The 21,293-nt window shown below is 60.3% G+C and carries 23 protein-coding genes; 17 read left to right on the top strand and 6 right to left on the bottom strand.

Translation table 11 applies throughout. The annotated features are described in order from the left end of the window. Positions 1-95 precede the first annotated feature (95 nt). Entirely contained in the window at positions 96-1,289 is a 1,194-nt protein-coding gene (gene sucC / locus HJ536_RS00505) for an ADP-forming succinate--CoA ligase subunit beta (RefSeq protein WP_176852963.1), read from the bottom strand. A 203-nt stretch (positions 1,290-1,492) separates the two neighbouring features. Here sucC and HJ536_RS00500 point away from each other — a divergent pair, with 203 nt between their 5' ends. After that, positions 1,493-2,464 carry a glycosyltransferase family 2 protein gene (locus tag HJ536_RS00500; RefSeq protein ID WP_177156326.1) on the top strand — a complete coding sequence of 324 codons (972 nt, stop codon included), beginning with the start codon at positions 1,493-1,495 and terminating at the stop codon, positions 2,462-2,464. A gap of 53 nt (positions 2,465-2,517) precedes the next feature. Here the strand turns inward: HJ536_RS00500 and mdh are convergent, their stop codons facing one another. Next, positions 2,518-3,480 (bottom strand): malate dehydrogenase, encoded by a 963-nt coding sequence (gene mdh / locus HJ536_RS00495; RefSeq protein ID WP_176852965.1) that lies wholly within the window; start codon positions 3,478-3,480, stop codon positions 2,518-2,520. A 161-nt stretch (positions 3,481-3,641) separates the two neighbouring features. Between mdh and HJ536_RS00490 the strand changes: the two genes are divergently transcribed. From HJ536_RS00490 to HJ536_RS00430, 13 genes are all read left to right on the top strand, one after another. Then, a complete protein-coding gene (locus tag HJ536_RS00490; RefSeq protein WP_338081956.1) occupies positions 3,642-4,397 on the top strand; it encodes a sulfite exporter TauE/SafE family protein in 756 nt (251 codons plus the stop codon). A gap of 87 nt (positions 4,398-4,484) precedes the next feature. Beyond that, the gene (locus tag HJ536_RS00485; RefSeq protein ID WP_177156325.1) at positions 4,485-5,342 is read left to right on the top strand and encodes an HpcH/HpaI aldolase/citrate lyase family protein; all 858 of its coding nucleotides are present in this window, start codon (positions 4,485-4,487) and stop codon (positions 5,340-5,342) included. Between the two features lie 6 nt (positions 5,343-5,348). Beyond that, positions 5,349-5,900, top strand: coding sequence for an NnrU family protein (locus tag HJ536_RS00480; RefSeq protein ID WP_177156324.1), 552 nt, complete (start codon positions 5,349-5,351; stop codon positions 5,898-5,900). Positions 5,901-5,905: 5 nt separating this feature from the next. Then, positions 5,906-6,112 carry a DUF1737 domain-containing protein gene (locus HJ536_RS00475; RefSeq protein WP_176852968.1) on the top strand — a complete coding sequence of 69 codons (207 nt, stop codon included), beginning with the start codon at positions 5,906-5,908 and terminating at the stop codon, positions 6,110-6,112. 1 nt (position 6,113) lies between these two features. Next, on the top strand, positions 6,114-7,145 hold the full coding sequence (locus HJ536_RS00470) for a MaoC family dehydratase (RefSeq protein ID WP_177156323.1): 1,032 nt from the start codon (positions 6,114-6,116) through the stop codon (positions 7,143-7,145). Positions 7,146-7,326: 181 nt separating this feature from the next. After that, positions 7,327-7,719 (top strand): succinate dehydrogenase, cytochrome b556 subunit, encoded by a 393-nt coding sequence (gene sdhC / locus HJ536_RS00465; RefSeq protein ID WP_176852970.1) that lies wholly within the window; start codon positions 7,327-7,329, stop codon positions 7,717-7,719. 14 nt (positions 7,720-7,733) lie between these two features. Continuing rightward, positions 7,734-8,105, top strand: coding sequence for a succinate dehydrogenase, hydrophobic membrane anchor protein (gene sdhD, locus HJ536_RS00460; protein WP_176852971.1), 372 nt, complete (start codon positions 7,734-7,736; stop codon positions 8,103-8,105). A gap of 15 nt (positions 8,106-8,120) precedes the next feature. Then, on the top strand, positions 8,121-9,926 hold the full coding sequence (gene sdhA, locus HJ536_RS00455; protein ID WP_177156322.1) for a succinate dehydrogenase flavoprotein subunit: 1,806 nt from the start codon (positions 8,121-8,123) through the stop codon (positions 9,924-9,926). Beyond that, a complete protein-coding gene (locus tag HJ536_RS00450) occupies positions 9,926-10,252 on the top strand; it encodes a hypothetical protein (protein ID WP_176852973.1) in 327 nt (108 codons plus the stop codon). Before sdhA ends, HJ536_RS00450 begins: the two co-directional genes overlap by 1 nt. 12 nt (positions 10,253-10,264) lie before the next feature. Next, positions 10,265-11,044: a succinate dehydrogenase iron-sulfur subunit gene (locus tag HJ536_RS00445; protein WP_176852974.1), complete on the top strand. Its 780-nt coding sequence runs from the start codon at positions 10,265-10,267 to the stop codon at positions 11,042-11,044. Between the two features lie 181 nt (positions 11,045-11,225). After that, positions 11,226-11,378, top strand: a complete 153-nt coding sequence (locus HJ536_RS00440) for a hypothetical protein (protein ID WP_176852975.1) — start codon at positions 11,226-11,228, stop codon at positions 11,376-11,378. Positions 11,379-11,484: 106 nt separating this feature from the next. After that, entirely contained in the window at positions 11,485-11,685 is a 201-nt protein-coding gene (locus tag HJ536_RS00435; protein ID WP_176852976.1) for a hypothetical protein, read from the top strand. Between the two features lie 93 nt (positions 11,686-11,778). After that, the gene (locus HJ536_RS00430; protein ID WP_177156321.1) at positions 11,779-12,624 is read left to right on the top strand and encodes an urea carboxylase-associated family protein; all 846 of its coding nucleotides are present in this window, start codon (positions 11,779-11,781) and stop codon (positions 12,622-12,624) included. 3 nt (positions 12,625-12,627) lie between these two features. On the opposite strand, the gene deoD is transcribed toward HJ536_RS00430, so the two are convergent. Beyond that, on the bottom strand, positions 12,628-13,332 hold the full coding sequence (gene deoD / locus HJ536_RS00425) for a purine-nucleoside phosphorylase (RefSeq protein WP_177156320.1): 705 nt from the start codon (positions 13,330-13,332) through the stop codon (positions 12,628-12,630). A gap of 124 nt (positions 13,333-13,456) precedes the next feature. Further along, positions 13,457-15,424, bottom strand: coding sequence for a protein meaA (locus tag HJ536_RS00420; protein ID WP_177156319.1), 1,968 nt, complete (start codon positions 15,422-15,424; stop codon positions 13,457-13,459). Positions 15,425-15,706: 282 nt separating this feature from the next. Between HJ536_RS00420 and ccrA the strand changes: the two genes are divergently transcribed. The 3 genes from ccrA (at position 15,707) to HJ536_RS00405 (ending at position 19,511) form a co-directional block, all read left to right on the top strand. Further along, the gene (gene ccrA / locus HJ536_RS00415; protein ID WP_176852980.1) at positions 15,707-16,990 is read left to right on the top strand and encodes a crotonyl-CoA carboxylase/reductase; all 1,284 of its coding nucleotides are present in this window, start codon (positions 15,707-15,709) and stop codon (positions 16,988-16,990) included. Positions 16,991-17,210: 220 nt separating this feature from the next. Beyond that, a complete protein-coding gene (locus HJ536_RS00410; protein ID WP_177156318.1) occupies positions 17,211-17,927 on the top strand; it encodes a helix-turn-helix transcriptional regulator in 717 nt (238 codons plus the stop codon). A gap of 60 nt (positions 17,928-17,987) precedes the next feature. Beyond that, positions 17,988-19,511 (top strand): ATP-dependent DNA helicase, encoded by a 1,524-nt coding sequence (locus HJ536_RS00405; protein ID WP_176852982.1) that lies wholly within the window; start codon positions 17,988-17,990, stop codon positions 19,509-19,511. A 70-nt stretch (positions 19,512-19,581) separates the two neighbouring features. Here HJ536_RS00405 and HJ536_RS00400 read toward each other — a convergent pair whose 3' ends face one another. Together HJ536_RS00400 and HJ536_RS00395 are read right to left on the bottom strand one after the other, a co-directional pair. After that, complete coding sequence (locus HJ536_RS00400) at positions 19,582-20,346, bottom strand: TIGR02186 family protein (RefSeq protein ID WP_177156317.1); 765 nt, start codon at positions 20,344-20,346, stop codon at positions 19,582-19,584. After that, on the bottom strand, positions 20,346-21,257 hold the full coding sequence (locus tag HJ536_RS00395) for a sulfite exporter TauE/SafE family protein (protein WP_177156316.1): 912 nt from the start codon (positions 21,255-21,257) through the stop codon (positions 20,346-20,348). The genes HJ536_RS00400 and HJ536_RS00395 overlap by 1 nt, the downstream gene beginning before the upstream one ends. Positions 21,258-21,293 lie beyond the last annotated feature (36 nt).

The following is a 21,293-nucleotide window of genomic DNA, read 5'->3' as shown; positions in this document are numbered from 1 at the left end:
GTCCTGTTGAGTTTGTCCCACCGGATGAGCGGGGGCATTGAAATTCACACAGGCCGAAACAAAAACACAGCCAACCAGAACCAAAAAACGCATACTTAACCTTTCACTGCTTTAACGATCTTCTCCGCGCCGTCGCTAAGGTTGTCTGCGGCGATCACGTCGAGACCAGAGGTGTTGATGATCTCTTTACCCTTCTCGACGTTAGTGCCTTCGAGGCGTACGACCAGCGGAACTTTCAGTCCGACTTCCTTAACAGCCGCAATTACGCCTTCTGCGATCACGTCACAGCGCATAATTCCGCCGAAGATGTTCACGAGGATACCTTTTACGTTCGGATCCGAGGTGATGATCTTGAAGGCTTCGGTCACTTTCTCTTTGGTGGCGCCGCCGCCAACGTCGAGGAAGTTTGCAGGCTCTGCGCCGTACAGTTTGATGATGTCCATGGTGGCCATCGCCAGACCCGCACCGTTCACCATGCAGCCGATCTCGCCGTCCAGCGCGATGTAGTTCAGGTCGAACTTCGAGGCTGCCAGTTCTTTGGGATCTTCTTCGGTCTCGTCGCGCAGAGCGGCGATCTCGGGGTGGCGGTAGATGGCGTTGCCGTCAAAGCCGACTTTGGCGTCCAGAACCTTGAGGTTGCCGTTGTCCATGACGATCAGCGGGTTGATTTCCAGCATCTCCATGTCCTTCTCGACGAAGGCTTTGTAGAGAGTGCCCATCAGGCTGACGCACTGCTTGACCAGCGCACCTTCGAGGCCCAGCGAGAACGCGATGCGGCGGCCGTGGTAGGGCTGGTAGCCGGTTGCCGGATCAACCGAGAACGACAGGATCTTTTCGGGGGTCGATGCTGCGACTTCCTCGATGTCCATGCCACCTTCGGTCGAGCAAACGAACGAGATGCGGCTGGTCTGACGGTCAACGAGCAGCGCGAGGTACAGTTCGCGGCTGATGTCCGAGCCATCTTCGATGTAGATGCGGTTGACCTGCTTGCCAGCGGGACCGGTCTGGTGGGTTACCAGAGTGCGGCCAAGCATTTTCTTGGCTTCTTCGGCTGCTTCTTCAACCGACTTGGCAAGGCGGACACCGCCCTTTTCACCAGCATCGGCTTCTTTGAATTTGCCCTTGCCGCGGCCACCTGCGTGGATTTGCGCCTTTACAACCCAGAGGGGGCCGTCAAGCTCGCCAGCAGCGGTTTTAGCGTCTTCGGCCTTGAGCACGACGCGGCCGTCGCTGACCGGTGCGCCGTATTCGCGCAGCAGTGCTTTGGCCTGATATTCGTGAATGTTCATGGACCTGTCCCATCTTGCTGAAATTCGGTGTACCTATACGCTCATGAAATCGCCGGATTAAGGAGTTTTTGCGTGATCAGCTTGAAAATCGGCAAAAATCTGCATTTTGTGATCACAGGTTTTGAGGGTGTGATCACAACCGATAACGGTGTTGCACAAAGATTCGCATGACGTCGGGCGCTAACATAAGTTGGGCGGTTGTCATGACCGTCAGGGAGCCTGCGCCATTGGTTATGGCCAATGTGGCGTGGCACCTGTCCCTTGGTGCTTCTGAGGTACATGTGTACCTTGATGACCCAATGGACACTGTGGGTGATCAACTGCAAGTGGTTGCGGGTGTCAACGTCATTCGGTGCGGTGCCGCCCATTGGGCCCGTTTGGACGGTCGGGCAGGGGATGCGCGGCAGACCCGTAGGCAAGGCTTGAACGCGACCGATGCCTACCGGAAAACCGGCGCGGACTGGATGATCCATCTGGACGCGGACGAGTTCCTGATGCCCGAACGGCCCGTGTCCCAGATCATCGGCGAATACGCCCGTGAGGGGCGATTCCTGCGCATCCAGCCGTGGGAACGCACCTACCTGACCGACACGCCGCCGACCTCTTTGTTCGAGGGCGGCTTTCGTGTGCCCTATCTGGGCAAGCTTCAGGACGATCAGGACCTATTCTGGCGCTCCACGCCGTTCCTGACCAAAGGGCTGACAGGCCATTCCGCGGGCAAAGCCCTGATGCCCACGCGGCAGGGGTGGCGGATCGGCATTCATTCCCCGAAAGAGGAAGAGAAACGCATCCGCGGCGATTACGTGCCAGAGATGGCTTTGCTGCACTTTGACGGGATGACGCCGTTGCACTGGATGGTGAAGGTGCTGCGCTATGCCCGTCTGCCCCGAGAGGTCGTGGAGGGGATGCTTGGCGGGCACCGGCGCGAACAGGTGCTGATGGCGCTGCGACGGTCCCATAGCCCCGGTGGGCTGCTGAAGTTCCACAACCGCCTGAAGGTCACCGATGGCGGTTTGCGCGCGCGGCTCGAGGATCGGGATATGTTCGTGGACGCGCCCTTTGATCCGGCGAACCAGATCGCGGCGCAACTGGGCTATATGCCCGATCTGTCGGTCGAGGGGTTCGATGCGATCCTGCGCGAACGGGCAGGGGACCTGCTGGACCGCCTGAAATGAAAAACGCGCGCCGGTTAGGGCGCGCGTTTCGAAATCCGGAACCGGTGCGGCGATTAGGCCAGCGAGGGCTCGATCTCTTTGCAAGCAGCAACGAGGCCTTTGACCGCGTCGACCGACTTGTCGAACATTGCCTGCTCGTCTTTCGACAGCTTGATGTCCACAACTTTCTCGATGCCTTCGGCGCCGATGATGGTGGGAACGCCAACGTAGAAGCCGTTCAGGCCGAACGCGCCGTCAACGTAAGCCGCGCAGGGCAGCAGACGCTTCTGGTCTTTCAGGTAGGCTTCGGCCATTTCGATCGCCGAGGTCGCAGGTGCGTAGAACGCCGAGCCGTTGCCCAGGTACTTCACGATTTCTGCGCCGCCGTCACGGGTGCGCTGAACGATTGCTTCCAGCTTCTCTGCGGTGGTCCAGCCCATCTCTACCAGATCGGGGAGCGGGATACCGGCTACGGTCGAGTAGCGGGTCAGCGGAACCATGGTGTCGCCGTGGCCACCCAGAACAAACGCGGTCACGTCGCGCATGGAGACGTTGAACTCCAGCGACAGGAAGTGACGGAAACGCGCCGAGTCCAGAACGCCAGCCATGCCGCAAACTTTGTGCGCGGGCAGACCCGAGAACTGCTGCAGAGCCCAAACCATCGCGTCGAGCGGGTTGGTGATGCAGATAACGAATGCGTTGGGGGCGTGTGCTTTGATGCCTTCGCCGACCGACTTCATTACTTTCAGGTTGATGCCGAGCAGGTCATCACGGCTCATGCCGGGCTTGCGGGGAACACCTGCGGTCACGATGCAGACGTCTGCGCCAGCGATATCGGCGTAGTCCTGAGTGCCCTTCATTACCGCGTCAAAGCCAGCAACGGGGCCGGATTCTGCGATGTCGAGCGACTTGCCCTGCGGGGTACCTTCCGCGATGTCGAACAGTACGACGTCGCCGAGTTCTTTCATTGCAGCCAGGTGTGCAAGGGTGCCACCGATCTGACCTGCGCCGATAAGGGCAATCTTGGGTCGAGCCATGGATTTCATCTCCGGGTCGGTTGAAATTGGGCTTTTGGGTAGTGCTTTGTTTGACGCCGCGCAAGTGTGCTGCGATGCGGCGCTGCAAAATCAGCAACTTATGTGAACGCTAACCGTGTGCTAAAGCCCTATTGATAAGCGTTTTTTTGAAAGGAAATTTCGTGATCGATTTTAGCATGGTGTTCTTCGCCATCACGATCCCGGCAGTGATTTTCGCAGGAATTACAAAGGCGGGCTTTGGTTCGGGGGCGTCGTTCGCCTCTGCCTCGATTCTGGCGCTGCTGCTTGAACCTGGGGTTGCATTGGGAATCATGCTGCCGCTGCTGATGCTCATGGATATTTCTTCTTTGCGTCCCTACTGGAAGCGGTGGAATAGCCGTGATGCAAAGCGGATTATCATCGGCGCGGTGCCCGGAGTCGCCTTGGGGGCGTTCCTTTATGACCTCGCGAATCCGGATCTGTTCCGTCTGCTGATCGGCGGCATCTCGATTGCGTTCGTTATTTGGGCAGTGGCCCGTTCGCAGGGCTGGATCGAGGTGTCTGGCGATCTGCTCGGGGCCAAAGCGGGGGCGTTTTCCGGTCTGATGGCGGGGTTTACCAGCTTTGTCAGCCATGCGGGCGGCCCGCCCGTGGCCGTGTATCTGCTGCGTCAGGGGCTGGACAAGACCACGTTTCAGGCGACCACGATCATCGTGTTCTGGGCCATCAACCTGATGAAGTTTATCCCTTATTTCGCCTTGGGCATCTTTACCAAGCAGACGTTCCTTGCGGATCTGTTCCTTGCGCCGTTCGGCATTCTGGGTGTCTACTTGGGCGTCAAAGCGCACCATCTGGTCCCCGAGAAGCCGTTCTTTGTGTTCACCTATGTTGCGCTAACGCTAACAGGGGCCAAGCTGATCTGGGACGCATTGTTCTAAAGTATTCTGCGTTGCGGCAAGATTGGGCTTGAAATAGTCGGTCGGAAATGTATCCATCCACGCAAGATTATTGCGAGGAGATTTGCGATGGACGCGACCACACGGCCCACCCGCTCGGTACTTTACATCCCCGGCTCCAAAGAGCGTGCGCTGGACAAGGCCAAGACCCTGCCCGTCGATGCGATCATCTTCGACCTCGAAGATGCTGTTGCGATTGATGAAAAATTGGGCGCTCGTGACACCCTGAAGGCATCGCTGGCCGCAGGGGGCTATGGCAGCCGCATGAAGATCGTCCGGATCAACGGTCTGGACACCCAGTGGGGCGAAGACGATGCCCGCGCCGCAGCCACTATGGAATGCGACGCGGTTCTGCTGCCCAAGGTCGACGGACCCGAGCAGCTGGATGCGCTTGCAGCATTGGTACCCGGCAAGGACATCTGGGCCATGATGGAGACCTGCAAAGGGATGCTGCACGCCGAGGCGATCGCAGCCCACCCCGCGCTGAAGGGCTTTGTCATGGGCACCAACGATCTGGCCAAGGAGCTGAACACCCGCTTCCGCGCCGACCGTCTGCCGATGATCACCAGCCTGCAACTGTGCCTGCTGGCCGCCAAGGCCCACGGCGTGACTATCGTTGATGGTGTGTATAACGCCTTCAAAGATGACGAAGGTCTGAAAGCGGAATGCGAGCAGGGCCGCGACATGGGCTTTGACGGCAAGACGCTGATCCACCCCGCACAGGTCGAGGTTTGCAACGCAGCCTTTGCACCGTCCCAGGCCGAGATTGATCTGGCCCAGCGCCAAATCGCCGCGTTCGAGGCCGCCGAGGCCGAAGGGCAGGGCGTTGCGGTGGTCGACGGCAAGATCGTCGAGAACCTTCACATTGTCACAGCGAAGAAAATTCTGGCACAAGCGGAGGCAATTGCAGCTCTATCCGCGGAGTAATCCAGAATGCTGATCCTTATCCTCGGTCTCCTGCTTTGGGCAGGGGGCCACTATTACAAGCGAATTCTTCCCGAACTTCATGAACAGATGGGCCAGAAGGCCAAAGGTCTGTCGACCCTGCTGATCGTCATGGGCCTCGGGATGATGATTGTCGGCTATCGCAACGCCGACTTCATCAACGTGTGGTTCCCGCCCACGTGGACCGTTCACCTGAATAACCTCTTGATGCTGGTTGCGGTGTTCGTGTTCGGCACGGCCCACACCAAAGGCCGCCTGCGCGGTTGGACCCGTCATCCGATGCTGATCGCGGTGAAAATCTGGGCGGTTGCGCATTTGCTTGTGAACGGGGATCTGGCCTCGATAGTGCTGTTCGGCGGTATGCTTTTGTGGGCGGGCCTGCAGGTCATGCTGATCAACCGCGCGGCCCCCGAATGGGAGCGTCCCGAGAAGGGCCCCGCCAAACGGGACATCATCCTTGTGATCATCACCTTGGTTGCGTTCGGCGCGATCACGGGCATTCATATGGCTTTGGGCGTCTCGCCCTTCCCACAAGGATAAGACTGATGAGCAAAATCTATCGTTTTTTGACCGAGGACGACACCTCGGACTTTTGCCACAAGGTGACTCTGGCCCTGTCCAAGGGCTGGGAACTGCATGGCAACCCGACTTATTCGTTTGATCATGCGGCAGGGAAAATGCGCTGCGGTCAGGCGGTCACCAAAGAGATCGAGGGTGAGTACACCCCCGGCATGAAACTCGGAGAGCAATGACATGAGCAAGACCAACGCGGGACGTTTCTTTGAAGATTATGCAGTGGGCCAAGTGATTGACCACGCGGTTCCGCGGACGGTATCGGGCGGGGAGCGGGCGCTGTACCACGCGCTCTATCCTGCCCGTCATGCACTGTATTCGTCGGACGCCTTTGCGCAGGCCAGCGGTCTGCCCAAATCGCCGATGGATGATCTGATCGCGTTCCACACCGTGTTCGGCAAAACCGTCCCTGACGTTTCGCTTAACGCGGTTGCAAACCTTGGCTACGCCGAGGGCCGCTTCCTGAAACCGGTCTACGAGGGGGACACCCTGCGCTCGCGCAGCGAAGTGATCGGCGTCAAAGAGAACTCGAACGGCAAGACCGGGGTGGTCTATGTGCGCACTCAGGGCCTGAACCAGAACGACGAAGTGGTCATGGAATATGTCCGCTGGGTGATGGTCCGCAAACGCGATGTGACCGCGCCTGCGCCCGATGCCGTTGTGCCCGACCTGAAAAAGGTCCTGTCGGTCGAGGATCTGGTGATCCCCGAGGGGCTGGATTTCACCGGCTATGACTTCACCTTGGCAGGCGAGGGGCATCGCTGGGCCGATTACGAAGTGGGCGAAAAGATCGACCACGTGGACGGTGTGACCATCGAAGAAGCCGAGCATATGCTGGCCACGCGCCTGTGGCAGAACACCGCCAAGGTGCACTTCGACGCGACCTTCCGCGAAGATGGCAAGCGCCTGATTTACGGCGGCCACGTGATCTCGATGGCGCGGGCGCTGTCGTTCAACGGTCTGGCCAACGCGCAGATGATCGTGGGCATTAACGGCGGGGCGCACGCGAACCCCTGTTTCGCCGGTGATACCGTGAAATGCTGGACCGAAGTTCTGGACAAAGCCGAAACCGCAGCGCCCGGTGTTGGCGCTCTTCGTCTGCGACTGGTCGCAACCAAGGGTGGTGAACCCTTTGCGCTCAAGGACGAAAACGGAAAATACCTGAGCGAAGTACTCTTGGATCTGGATTACTGGGTATTGATTCCCTGTTAACGCTAAAATGTGATCACACGGAATAATTGTGTGATCACATTCGCAAAAAATATGACAGAAACGCGATAAAATGCTGCTCTGCGGCACGTTGAAGCCGTGACAGATCGTGAAAATCGGCTATCAATCTGCCCGAGGCACCGCGGCCGCCTGGGAGTCGGCTGCGCAACCGAAAGGAACACTTATGGCTGATGTGAATCGGGGCAACCGCCCGCTCTCACCGCACCTGACGATCTATCGCTTGCCGATTACTGCGATTACGTCGATCCTGACCCGTATCACCGGTAACGCTCTGCTGGTTGCAGCGCTGATGACCGTATGGTGGTTTCTGGCGGCCGCTTCGGGCCCCGAATACTATGCGTTCGCAGATGGCATCGTCACCAGCTGGTTCGGCGATCTGGTCATGGGTCTGTCCGTCCTGGGCCTGTGGTACCATACCCTGGCAGGCGTCCGTCACCTGATCTGGGATCAGGTCATCGCGCTGGACATCAAAACCGCCGAAAGCCTGAGCTGGGCCGTGGTTATCGGGTCCGCAGCACTGACCGTGCTGACCTGGATCATCATGCTGGTCGCATAAGAGGAGAGCGTCAGATGGCATATCTTACCCCCCGCAAGCGCGCTACCGGCATGGGCTCGGCCAAATCGGGCGTCGAGCATTTCTGGAACATGAAAGTCAGCTCGATCGGTCTGCTGATCCTGGTCCCGCTGTTCGTGTTCACCTTCGGTCCTGCTCTGGGCAGCAGCTACGAGGAAATGGTCGCATATTACGCGCATCCGTTCCCCGCGATCGTAGCGATCCTGACCCTTGGCGTCGGCTTCATGCACTTCAAGAACGGTTTCCAGGTCCTGATCGAGGACTACGTTCACGGTGCGGCCGGCCAGTATGCGATCATCGCGATGAACTGCCTGTGCTACGCTGCTGCGGCAACCGGCATCTTCTCGATCATCCGCATCGCACTTTAATTCGGAGAAGCGCAAATGGCTGCATATCAGTACGAAACACACGAATATGACGTGGTCGTCGTCGGCGCCGGTGGTGCGGGTCTTCGTGCGACCCTCGGTATGGCCGAACAGGGCCTGCGTACCGCCTGTGTGACCAAAGTATTCCCGACCCGCTCGCACACTGTTGCGGCGCAGGGCGGTATCGCTGCTTCGCTGGGGAACATGGGTCCCGACAGCTGGCAGTGGCACATGTACGACACCGTAAAGGGGTCGGACTGGCTGGGTGACACCGACGCGATGGAATATCTGGCGCGCGAAGCGCCGGCAGCGGTCTACGAGCTGGAGCACTATGGCGTGCCCTTCAGCCGTACCGAAGAAGGCAAGATCTACCAGCGTCCCTTCGGCGGTCACACCACCGAATTCGGCGAGGGCCCCGCAGTGCAGCGTACCTGCGCGGCGGCTGACCGTACCGGTCACGCGATCCTGCACACCCTGTACGGCCAGTCGGTCAAGAACAACGCGGAATTCTACATCGAATACTTCGCGCTGGACCTGATCATGTCCGACGATGGCGTCTGCACCGGCGTTGTCTGCTGGAAGCTGGACGACGGCACCATGCACGTCTTCAACGCGAAGATGGTTGTTCTGGCGACCGGCGGTTACGGCCGTGCCTACTTCAGCGCGACCTCGGCGCACACCTGCACCGGTGACGGTGGCGGTATGGTGGCCCGCGCGGGTCTGGCGCTGCAGGACATGGAATTCGTTCAGTTCCACCCCACCGGGATTTACGGCGCAGGCTGTCTGATCACCGAGGGTGCGCGCGGCGAAGGCGGTTACCTGACCAACAGCGAAGGCGAGCGTTTCATGGAGCGTTATGCGCCCCAGTACAAAGACCTCGCGCCCCGCGACTACGTTTCGCGCTGCATGACCATGGAAATCCGCGAAGGCCGCGGCGTTGGCAAGGACGGGGATCACATCCACCTGAACCTGTCGCACCTGCCCGCCGAAGCGCTGCACCTGCGTCTGCCCGGTATCTCGGAATCGGCCCGCATCTTTGCTGGCGTTGACGTGACCAAAGAGCCGATCCCCGTAATCCCGACCGTGCACTACAACATGGGCGGTATTCCGACCAACTACTGGGGCGAAGTGCTGAACCCCTCCGAAGAGAACCCGACCGCTGTCGTTCCCGGCCTGATGGCTGTGGGCGAGGCTGGCTGTGCTTCGGTACACGGTGCGAACCGTCTGGGCTCGAACTCGCTGATCGACCTCGTGGTGTTCGGCCGCGCCGCCGCAATCCGCGCCGGTCAGGTTGTGGACCGCGAAGCCGCGATCCCCGCGACCAACGTGGCCAGCGTCGAGAAGTGCTTCGAGCGTTTCGACAGCGTCCGTTATGCCAAGGGTGGCATTCCGACCGCAGACCTGCGTCTGGAAATGCAGAAGACCATGCAGCGTGACGCAGCGGTGTTCCGTACCTCGGAAACCCTGAGCCAAGGTGTCACCGACATGACCGCAATCGCGGGCAAAATGGGCGACATCAAAGTCACCGACCGCAGCCTGGTCTGGAACAGCGACCTGATGGAATCGCTGGAACTGACCAACCTGATGCCCAACGCTCTGGCGACCATCGTCGGCGCAGAGGCGCGTAAGGAATCGCGCGGTGCACACGCTCACGAGGACTTCGCAACCCGTGACGACGATAACTGGCGCGTCCACACCGTCAGCCGCGTCGAGGGCAACAAGGTCGATCTGACCTACCGCCCCGTCATCGTCGATCCGCTGACAACCGAAGAGCAGGGCGGTATCGCGCTGAAGAAGATCGCGCCCAAGGCACGGACCTTCTGATGGGATTTGCGGGAGTATACCGCGCGGCTACGGCCGCCGGTCTGCTGCTGGCGGTTTCGGCCTGTGGCCAACAGACTGTCCAGCAGCCTCTCGCGGCTCCGATCGACCGGAATGGGGCGGCTATGGCCATCCTTCCGGTCATTGAAAACTACGTGCCTGCGGCGCAGGCTGGGGTGGTTGCCACCTGTGTGGCCCAGACCGCGCCTGCCGCAGACATTACCGACTTCGTCCAGATGGGCGTGGCCAGCGACATGCAGACCCGCCGCATTCTGGAATTGATCAAGGCGCCCGCCGCCAACGATTGTATCGCGAAACAGCTTCTCTGAGAGGAGAGACCCATGGTTGAATTGGCTCTGCCCAAGAATAGCCGTATCACCACAGGCAAAACCTGGCCCAAGCCCGAGGGCGCGAAAAATGTTCGCACGGTCCAGATCTATCGCTGGAGCCCTGACGATGGTCAGAACCCCCGCGTAGACACTTACTTTGTCGACATGGACACCTGTGGTCCGATGGTTCTGGACGTTCTGATCAAGATCAAGAACGAGATCGACCCCACCCTGACCTTCCGCCGCTCGTGCCGCGAAGGGATTTGTGGCTCGTGCGCCATGAACATCGACGGGATCAACACCCTGGCCTGTATCTATGGCCTGGACGAGATCAAAGGTGATGTGAAAATCTATCCGTTGCCGCACATGCCGGTGGTCAAGGACCTTGTTCCGGACCTGACCCACTTCTACGCGCAGCACGCCAGCATCATGCCCTGGCTGGAAACCAAGACCAACACTCCGAAGAAAGAGTGGAAGCAGTCGATCGAAGATCGCGAAAAGCTGGATGGTCTGTACGAGTGCGTCATGTGCGCCTGCTGCTCGACCAGCTGCCCCAGCTACTGGTGGAACGGCGACCGTTACCTCGGCCCCGCCGCGCTGCTGCACGCCTATCGCTGGCTGATCGACAGCCGTGACGAGGCCACCGGCGAGCGTCTGGACAACCTTGAAGACCCCTTCAAGCTGTACCGCTGCCACACCATCATGAACTGCGCGAAAACCTGCCCCAAGGGTCTGAACCCCGCCAAGGCAATCGCGTCGATCAAGAAGATGATGGTCGATCGCGCCTACTAATCGGGCCGACACTATTGCGAATTAGCGCGCCGTTACCCAGTAGTGGGTAGCGGCGCGTTGCATTTCTGGCACACTTCCAAAGGTTATGCTGCACCTGCGAAGGTGTGGGGGTGTCCTTGGCGAAAAACAGGACCATATCCCCTGTCAGGGAGGAGCTACCTTTGTAAAAACAGGTGCTCTAATGATGGATGTTGTACTCTCCCCCGCCGACCAAGCTCTTGAGCAGATGTTCGGCTACTACATGCCTGAAGCAGAACTGGCCGTTCCGACCCCGAACCTCTACGAGGACGAAACTGCCGACTACGACTACGTAGAATATTCCGAGGCCGCATAATCCGTGACCTCGCGACCCCGTGCTGGACCCTCCTCCATGCACGGGGTTTGCTTTTGGCGGGGCAGGGCATAGGTACCTGCCAACCCCCGCGAACCGGAGCCCCCAGATGATCGCAGTAGTCGGACTGGCCATCGCCTTTGTGCTGGTGATGATTTTCTCGAACCGAAAAACCCGTAACTGCCGTTGGCGGGAAAACCGGCGGAATGATCGAGACGGGCTGCGCTATTATCACTGCGTGAACTGCGGGGCCGAAACATGGGGCGATCCGAAAAAGCAGCCGCAGGACTGCCTGAAGCCGCAGGACTAGACGGCGCGGTTGGATCGTGATGGGGCGACTTCGTGCTATCCCGAGCCTGCATTTTGTGGCCTTCTGACCCGACCAGTTGCAGGAGGCCAACCCATGTGTACCACCCCCGATGACGCAGACGCCCGCCGCGCGATCCCGCCCGTGATCTGCTATCCGGTGGAGACGCTGCCCAAGCCCGACATGGCGCTGTTTCTGGCCGCCCGCACCGGCGCCAAGGTGATCGAGACCGTCACCGCATCCCCCCGAGACGCCGCCAGCTTCACCGTTCCTGCAGGGCATTTCTTTCGCATCAGTTCGGTGCAGGGGCCTCAGGTCGGGGACCTGAACCTGTGGAATGCCCATGATCTGACCGAGCGGTTCTTCAGCGGCAAAACCCGTGCTTTGCATGGCACCCACGTGACCACGGGGGATCGGCTATGGTCGAACCTGCCGCACCTGCGCCCCATGGCGACGGTGACCCACGATACCTTGGGCTGGTACGGGATCGACCAATTCGGCGGTTCGGTCCACGACGTGATCGGCACCCGCTGCGATCCCTACACCCATTATCTGCTGTCCGGCGGGCAATATCACCACTGTTGCCATTCAAACCTGACGCGGGCGCTGTCCGACCACTCGGGCCTGTCCTTGGCCGAGGCCGAGCCCCACGTCCACGATGTGCTGAACGTCTTTATGTGCACAGGCTTCACCCGCAACACGGGCCAGTACTTTATGAAGGCCAGCCCCGTGCGCCCCGGCGACTACATCGAGTTCTTCGCGGAAATCGACCTACTGGGCGCACTCAGCGCCTGTCCGGGGGGAGATTGTAGCAGCGAACACTCCAGCGACACCGCCGCCTGCTATCCACTGCAAATCGACATCCTGCGCCCTGCAGAGGGGGCACTTGACACATGGCAACTGCCCGCAGCCAACGGATACGACCGCAGCCACGGGCGTTAACCCTCAGGCGAAGGCCGCTTCCAAAGCAATCTCGACCATCTCGCCAAAGCTGCGCTCGCGGTCCTCGGAGGGCAGCGCCTCACCGGTCTGAAGGTGGTCCGAGATCGTCAGGATCGCCAAAGCCCGCCGCCCATAGCGCGCTGCCAAGGTATAAAGCTCAGCCGCCTCCATCTCGACCGCTAGAATACCGTGACGGGTCATCTGCTCGTTCAGATCGGGGCGCTCGTCATAAAACACGTCAGAGCTATAGATCCCGCCCACATGGGGCACCGACCCACGCGCCTCGGCCGCTGCAACCGCCGCCCGCAGGAGCCCGAAATCGGCACAGGGCGCATATTTCAGCTCTCGGAAAATCCCCGAGGACGGCGTCGAAAGCGTCGAACTGGTCATCGCAATCACCAGATCGCGGATCTTGACCTGAGGCTGCATCCCGCCAGCCGACCCAATCCGGATCAATGTCTGCGCACCGTAGTCCTTGATCAACTCGTTGGCATAGATGGACAGCGACGGCATTCCCATCCCGCTGCCCTGAATGGTCACCCGATGCCCGCGCCACGTGCCGGTGAATCCCAGCATCCCGCGCACCTCATTCACCAACTCGGCGCTTTCCAGAAACGTCTCGGCCGCCCACTTGGCCCGATAGGGATCACCCGGCATCAGCACCGTCTCGGCGATTTGCCCCGGCTTTGCGCCAATATGTACCGTCATCTCGAAGTCTCCCGCATTTACCTGACGGTCAAAAAAGAACGGGGCCCGCCGATTGGCAAGCCCCATGCTTCTTTTTGCGATAAATACTCAACGTCACCGGCGGTCCAGCCGCCGCGAACGCCGGTTATTCAGCGGCAACCGGTGCCGGATCGACCAGCGCCACGATGTCCATCATGATGCGGTTCAGTTCGAAGTCCTTGGGCGTGTAGACCTTGGCCACACCAAAGCCCAAAAGGCGCTTCGCGTCCTCGTCCGGGATGATACCGCCAACCACAACGGGGATGTCCCCCAACCCCTCTGACCGCATACGGTTCATCACGTCTTCGACCAGCGGAATATGGCTGCCGGACAGAATCGACAAGCCGACCACATGGGCGTCGTTCTCTCGGGCGGCGCCAACGATCTCTTCGGGTGTCAGACGGATACCTTCGTATTCAATGTCCATACCACAGTCGCGGGCGCGGAAAGCAATCTGCTCGGCCCCGTTCGAGTGACCGTCGAGGCCGGGCTTGCCCACCAAGAACTTCAGGCGGCGGCCCAGCTTGTCGCTGACGGCGTCCACAGCTTCGCGGATATCGTCCAGACCTTCGGTTTTGTTCGACACACCGCGGGCAACGCCGGTCGGGCCACGGTATTCGCCGAACGCCGCGCGCATCTCTGCCGCCCATTCGCCGGTGGTCGCGCCAGCCTTGGCCGCTTTGATCGAGGCAGGCATGACGTTGTCGCCCGCTTTGGTGACTTCGCGCAGCTCGGCCAGAGCGGCCTGAACGGCGGCTTCGTCACGCTCGGCGCGCCATGCGTTCAGGCGTTCGATCTGCTCGACTTCGACCGCGGGGTCGACAACCATGATGCCGCCGTCCGAGCCGACCAGCGGGCTGGGTTCGCCCTGCTGGAACTTGTTCACGCCAACCACGATAGTCTCGTTCTTTTCGATGCGGTTCAGGCGATCCGCGTTCGATTCGACCAGACGGCCCTTCATGTATTCGATCGAGCTGACCGCGCCGCCCATGCCGTCCAGCTGCGCCAGTTCCTGACGCGCGCCTTCTTTCAGGGCTTCGACCTTGGCATCCACAGCGGGGTTGCCGTCGAACAGGTCTTCGTATTCCAGAAGGTCGGTCTCATAGGCCAGAATCTGCTGCATCCGCATCGACCACTGCTGGTCCCACGGACGGGGCAGGCCAAGCGCTTCGTTCCAAGCGGGTAGCTGCACGGCGCGGGCACGGGCCTTTTTCGACAGGGTCACGGCCAGCATCTCGATCAGGATGCGGTAGACGTTGTTTTCAGGCTGCTGCTCGGTCAGGCCAAGGCTGTTCACCTGAACGCCATACCGGAAGCGGCGGTACTTCGATTCCTCAACGCCGTAGCGGTTCAGACAGATTTCGTCCCACAGGTCCACGAATGCGCGCATCTTGCACATCTCGGTGACAAAGCGGATGCCTGCGTTCACAAAGAAGCTGATGCGGCTGACGAGGGCAGGGAAGTCCTCGGCCGAAACGCGGGGGCGCAGTTCGTCCAGAACGGCGGTCGCGGTGGCCAGAGCGAAGGCCAGCTCCTGCTCGGGCGTCGCGCCGGCTTCTTGCAGGTGATAGGAACACACGTTCATCGGGTTCCACTTGGGCACGTTCTGATAGCAGTACTCGGCCACGTCCGCGATCAGCTTGAGCGAGGGCTTGGGCGGGCAGATATACGTGCCGCGCGACAGGTATTCCTTGATCAGGTCGTTCTGGACGGTGCCCTGCAGCTTGGAAATGTCCGCGCCCTGTTCCTCGGCGACCGCAATATAAAGAGACAGCAGCCAAGGCGCCGTCGCGTTAATGGTCATCGAGGTGTTCATCTGTTCCAGCGGGATCTGGTCGAACAGGGTGCGCATGTCGCCAAGGTGGCAGACGGGCACGCCAACCTTGCCGACTTCGCCGCGGGCCAGCACGTGGTCGCTGTCATAGCCAGTCTGGGTGGGCAGGTCGAAAGCCACCGACAGGCCGGTCTGACCTTTGGCCAGGTTGCCACGATAAAGGGCGTTCGACTTCGCTGCGGTCGAGTGCCCCGCATAAGTGCGGATCAGCCACGGGCGGTCTTTCTGAGTCTCGGTCATCGGTGCCTCGCAATGAATCTGGTTCAGCAATTTTCTTGCGTTCGTGATTTAGTACTTGGAATTATATGGCGCTGTCAATTCGCCGCGATGCGGCGCAAACCCCTATTTTACAAGCTGCTGGCGCAGCATTAGACTTTGGTCGCGACATAAAATTACAAAATGACGCGGGATAACTGTTGCTATGTTGCGCGACGGATTATATCCATGCTGCAGAGGCAGCGCGATTCTGCGCCGCAGAACGAGTTTACCCCCCCGACACTTCGGGAGCATGGAGGCACGACGATGGCACTTGATACAAACACTGGGATTGCCCCCTACGATGCGCCGGAAAAGGACCTGTACGAAGTGGGCGAAATGCCGCCCCTCGGCTACGTTCCCCCCAAGATGTATGCGTGGGCGATCCGCCGCGAACGTCACGGCGAACCCGAAGTTTCGTTCCAGAAAGAAGTTGTAGACACTTGGAAAATCGACAGCCACGAAGTGCTGGTTCTCGTGATGGCTGCCGGTGTTAACTATAACGGTGTCTGGGCTGGTCTCGGCAAACCGATTTCGCCCTTCGACGTACACAAGCAGGATTACCACATTGCGGGTTCGGATGCCGCAGGGATTGTGTGGGCCGTTGGCGATAAAGTGAAAACCTGGAAGGTGGGTGATGAAGTTGTCATCCATTGTAACCAAGACGACGGTGACGACGAAGAGTGCAACGGTGGCGATCCCATGTTCTCGCCCACCCAGCGCATCTGGGGCTACGAGACCGGCGACGGTTCGTTCGCTCAGTTCACCCGCGTTCAGGCCCAGCAGCTGATGCCCCGTCCCAAGCACCTGACCTGGGAAGAGAGCGCCTGCTACACTCTGACTCTGGCAACCGCATACCGTATGCTGTTCGGCCACCACCCCCACGAGCTGAAGCCCGGCCAGAACGTTCTGGTTTGGGGTGCCTCGGGCGGTCTGGGTTCGTACGCAATCCAGCTGGCGAATACCGCAGGTGCAAACGCGATCGGTGTGATCTCGGACGAGAGCAAGCGTCAGTTCGTGATGGATCAGGGTGCCAAGGGCGTCATCAACCGCAAGGACTTCAACTGCTGGGGTCAGCTGCCCACCGTAAACTCGCCCGAGTACAACGAGTGGCTGAAAGAAGCACGTAAGTTCGGCAAGGCGATCTGGGACATCACAGGCAAGGGTGTGAACGTGGACATGGTCTTCGAACACCCCGGCGAGTCGACCTTCCCCGTATCGACCCTGATCGTGAAAAAGGGCGGTATCGTTGTGATCTGCGCCGGTACCTCTGGCTTCAACTGCACCTTCGACGTGCGCTACATGTGGATGCACCAGAAGCGTCTTCAGGGCTCGCACTTTGCGAACCTCAAGCAGGCAGCTTCGGCAAACCGCCTGATGTGCGAACGCCGTCTGGACCCCTGCATGTCCGAAGTGTTCACTTGGGACCAGATTCCCCAGGCGCACACCAAGATGCTGCGTAACGAGCACAAGCCCGGCAACATGGCGGTGCTGGTTCAGGCCCCCAAGACCGGCCTGCGCACCTTCGAGGACGCACTGGCCGCGCGTTAATCAACGCACGATAGCCGCTCAAGCTACAGAAGCGCCGCGCATTATGAAATGCGCGGCCTTTTTGTTGCACTGAATTACATTTCGACCTGTTAGCGGCAATTAATCCCTTGCGGTTCGGCGCGGTTCAAACCAATCTAATGGCATTAATATTGTTAGATTTTTTATACATGTTTGGCCGCTTCTTATTTGGCTTTCGTGTATTCTGATTGGAGCCATTGCTTTGCCCGAGGTTGGTATCAAGGCGATATTCGAGGTTATTCAGGGAATTAAATCTCAGGATGATCTGCACGGCGTGATGAAGATGATCTGCGATCACTTTGATGTCGCGCACGCGATCTATTTCTGGACCAACTCGGACGGCGCGGTTCATCATGTCGGCACCTATCCCGAGGCGTGGCTGACCCGTTATCTGGAATTAGGGTACGGGCGGCAGGATCCTGTTGTGCACGCTTGCTATCACAGCTTCCGTCCGATCGACTGGCAGGATCTGGATTGGTCCACCAAGGCAGCCCAAACCATCATGACCGAGGCCGTCGCAGCAGGCGTTGGCCCCCAAGGGCTGACCATCCCGGTCCGTGGCCCCAAGGCGCAATATGCGGTCTTCACCATCAGCGACGATACCTGCCCCGAGGCTTGGCGCATCAAATGCGCGGACCACATGGCAGACCTGCTGGTGCTAGCCCATCTGCTGAACGACTGCGTTCTGGAACTTGGCGCAGTCGAGCGGCACAGCTTGACCCGCCCCTTGTCCCCGCGCGAGGTGGACGCGATGACCTATCTGGCGCGCGGCTACAGTCGGGCCAAGGTCGCGGCGACGCTGGAAATTTCCGAACACACCCTGCGGGCCTATATCGAGTCCGCCCGCGAAAAGCTGGGGGCTACGAACACCGTGAATGCGGTGGCCAAGGCGATCAGCCACGGCTTCATCATCATCTAGGGCAGGGGGCTGGCGTTTTGCCAGTTCCGTTGCCCGCGCCGCCTGTGTAGTGTCCGCGCCATGAGCGTTCCCAGCATTATTTTCTCCGAAGATCAGGCCGAGGCCCACGACCGTATCACGCAGATGCTGCGGGGTGTCGGCGTGGACGTGGAAAACGGTATCCTCACCCCGTTGATCGAGGAAAAGCAGTCCATTCTGGCCGTGACCGGCAAGGCGGGCTCGGGCAAGACGATGCTGCTGGCCGCCGTGGTCAAGGCGCTGGAGGAAGCAGGTGTCGAGATCGTCTCGGGCGATTACGAGGGCAAAAAGAAGAAGGAGCGCCGGTCGCTCGCTATTCTGGCCCCGACGAACAAGGCCGCGAGCGTGTTGCGTATGCGCGGTGTGCCCGCGACGACGATCCACCGCATCCTTTATACCCCCGTTTATGACCCCGAATACGAGCGGGTCGCGGAATGGCTGGCGGGCAACGCCGAGCGCCCGGATATCGAGGGCCTGACGGACGAGGCGCTGGAACGCGCCAAGGCCAGCTATGAGACCCACAAATCCGTGCCGGGGGCCTTGGCCGCGGCGGGGCTGCGCGGATCCGATTTCATCACCGGTTGGAAACGGCGCGAGCAGCCCTTGGACATCGGTCTGGTGGACGAAGCCTCGATGCTGGATGACCGCCAGTATGACGATTTGCGGGACATTTTCCCGACGCTGATGCTGTTCGGCGATCCGGCGCAGTTGGCCCCTGTGAACCAGTCGGGCAAGATGGTGTTCGACAAGCTGCCTCAGCCTGCGGTGATGCACCTGAACCGCATTCACCGCCAGCAGGGGGACAGCCCCATTCTGGACATCGCCCATGCGCTGGCCGATCCGGCGGTCGAGTTCGAGGATTTCGAACGTCTGATTGAACAGAAAGCCCGAGAGGATGATCGCGTGATCTGGGGCCAGCGGGTCGAGGTGGACCTGATGGCCCGCAGCCCTGTTCTGGTTTGGCGCAACGCGACGCGCATCCGGCTGATCAACGCCTTCCGCAGCGTCTATGGCGCGCCCGAGACCGAGCTGCTTGAGGGAGAGCCGCTGATTTGCGACGGTATCGAACTGCCTTTGAAACACCGCAAGAAGCGCATCGATCTGGAGGCCAGAGGCCTGATCAAGGGCGCTCAGGTCGTGTATCTGGGGCCGGGGCGAAAGCCGGGGTTCTCGCGCCTGCATGTGCTGGGGGCAGAGGAACCTCAGGTCAGTGCTGCGTCCATCGTCAAGATCGAGAAACCGGACGAGGAAGAGCCCTTTATCCCCTTTGCGGCGCGGATGGGGGCGGCGTTCCTGCATGGGGCGGCTGTCACGATTCACAAGGCGCAGGGGTCGCAATGGAGCGATGTGCAGGTCTTTGCGCCTGACATCTATGCCGCCGCGCGGATGGGGCGGACCGAGGCGGGGCAACCCCTGTGGAAACGTCTGGCCTATGTGGCGGTGACGCGCGCGTCCGAGCGGCTGTACTGGGTGGTGCGTCCGCGCCTGTCGAAACCGTCGGGGCCGCTGAGCGTGGATGATCTGGGGGGCACACCGGCGCCCTTGCAGATGGATTTCACGGAATAAGAGGGACGCTGCCCCTCTCTTGCGCCCTTGGGGCGCAATTCACTCCCCGGGGTAATTTTGCCAAGATGAATTAGCGTTTGATTAACGCGAAGAAGGTCGAGGCACCCCAGCCTGCGGCCACGGCCAGTGCGAGCGACAAGAGGCCGTAGAGCAGCGCATGTTCCCGCGACAGGGCGTAGAGCCAGCGTTCGAGGCCGACTTTGCGGACCGAGATCGGGGTTTCGTAGTTCGCGACCACCGCAGCATCGCGGGTCAGGAAGATGCGGATCTTGTATTCTCCCTCGGTCAGGTTCGAGGGCAGGGTGATGTTCGTGTCGAACAGGGTGTTTTCGTGCAGCTGCGCCGCGCCCTCGGCTGTGAGGTACGAGTGGTTGCGCTCGTGGATGCGGATCAGGGCGTCGGTGAAGGCCTCGGCATCATCGATGTTCTGCGGTGCGCCAACAGAACGGATCGCGCGGGGAATCGAGATTTTGTGGCGCAGGTCCTCTGTCTCGGACAGGATTTCCTTAAGCGGGGCGGTGGTAGCCACGGCGTAGAAGCTGGGGGCGCGGTCGATTTCGACCGAGTCCGTGTTCATCCAGATGCCGCCCACACGCTCTTTGCGCCAGACGGTGGTGGGGCCAGAGGGGCCTGCCACGGTGATGATGACCTGCAGGGGCAGATCGGGGGCCGAGGTTTCGTCCCGCTTGACCGCGCCATAGATCAGGATGTCGGACCCGTCAAAGCGGGTGGTGATGCGGATTTCCTCGTGGCTGAGGCCAAGGACGACCTCCTCGGCACGCAGGGGCAGGGGGGATAGCAGCGCAAGGCACAGAATGGCGATCAGGCGCAGCATCAGTTCGATCCGATCGAGTAGAGGTCGGACGGGGTGATCAGCATGTCAAAGGCCAGCTTGCCGCAGACGATAAGCACCAGAGAGGCCAGCGCGATGCGCAGCTGCTCGGCCTTGAGTTTCGCGCCCACTTGGGTGCCGAATTGCGCGCCGATCACGCCGCCGATCAGCAGCAAGAGGGCTAGAACGATGTCCACGGTGTAGTTGGTGGTCGCATGCAGCAGCGTGGTAAACGCGGTCACAAAGATGATCTGGAACAGCGAGGTGCCGATCACCACTTTGGTGGGCATCCCCAGAATATAGATCATCGCAGGCACCATGATGAAGCCGCCGCCAACGCCCATGATCGCCGCCAGAACGCCGACCGACAGGCCAACCACGAACGGCGGAATGACCGAGATATAAAGGCCCGATGCGCGGAACCGCATCTTCAGGGGCAGGGTCTGGACGATGCCGCGGCCGCGTTTCTTGGCCTTGTAGGGGCCCGCATGTTTGGCGCGGCTGAGGGCGCGCAGGCTCTCGATCATCATCAGGCCGCCGACGATGCCCAGAAAAACCACGTAGAACAGGTTCACCAGCAGGTCGACTTGGCCCAGCGTTTTCAGGAAGTTGAAGACCCAGACACCGAGTGCCGATCCGACAAGGCCCCCCGCCAGCAGCACGCCGCCCATCTTGAAATCGACGGTCTTGCGTTTGAGGTGCGCCATCAGCGCCGAAAAGGACGAGGCCACGATCTGGTTCGCGCCGGTGGCCACGGCCACAGCGGGCGGAACGCCGATAAAAAACAGCAGAGGGGTGATCAGAAAGCCCCCGCCAACCCCGAACATGCCGGACAGAAAACCCACAATGCCTCCCAGCCCTAGCAGGAGGAAAGCGTTAACGGAAACTTCGGCAATCGGGAGGTATATCTGCATGATTCACCGTAAACCGCGATTTTGCCCCAGCACAAG

Source organism: Donghicola mangrovi (assembly GCF_013377535.1).
GTDB lineage: Bacteria > Pseudomonadota > Alphaproteobacteria > Rhodobacterales > Rhodobacteraceae > Donghicola > Donghicola mangrovi.
Note: the sequence above shows the minus strand (reverse complement) of the source record. Positions and strands in the feature narration are given on the sequence as shown.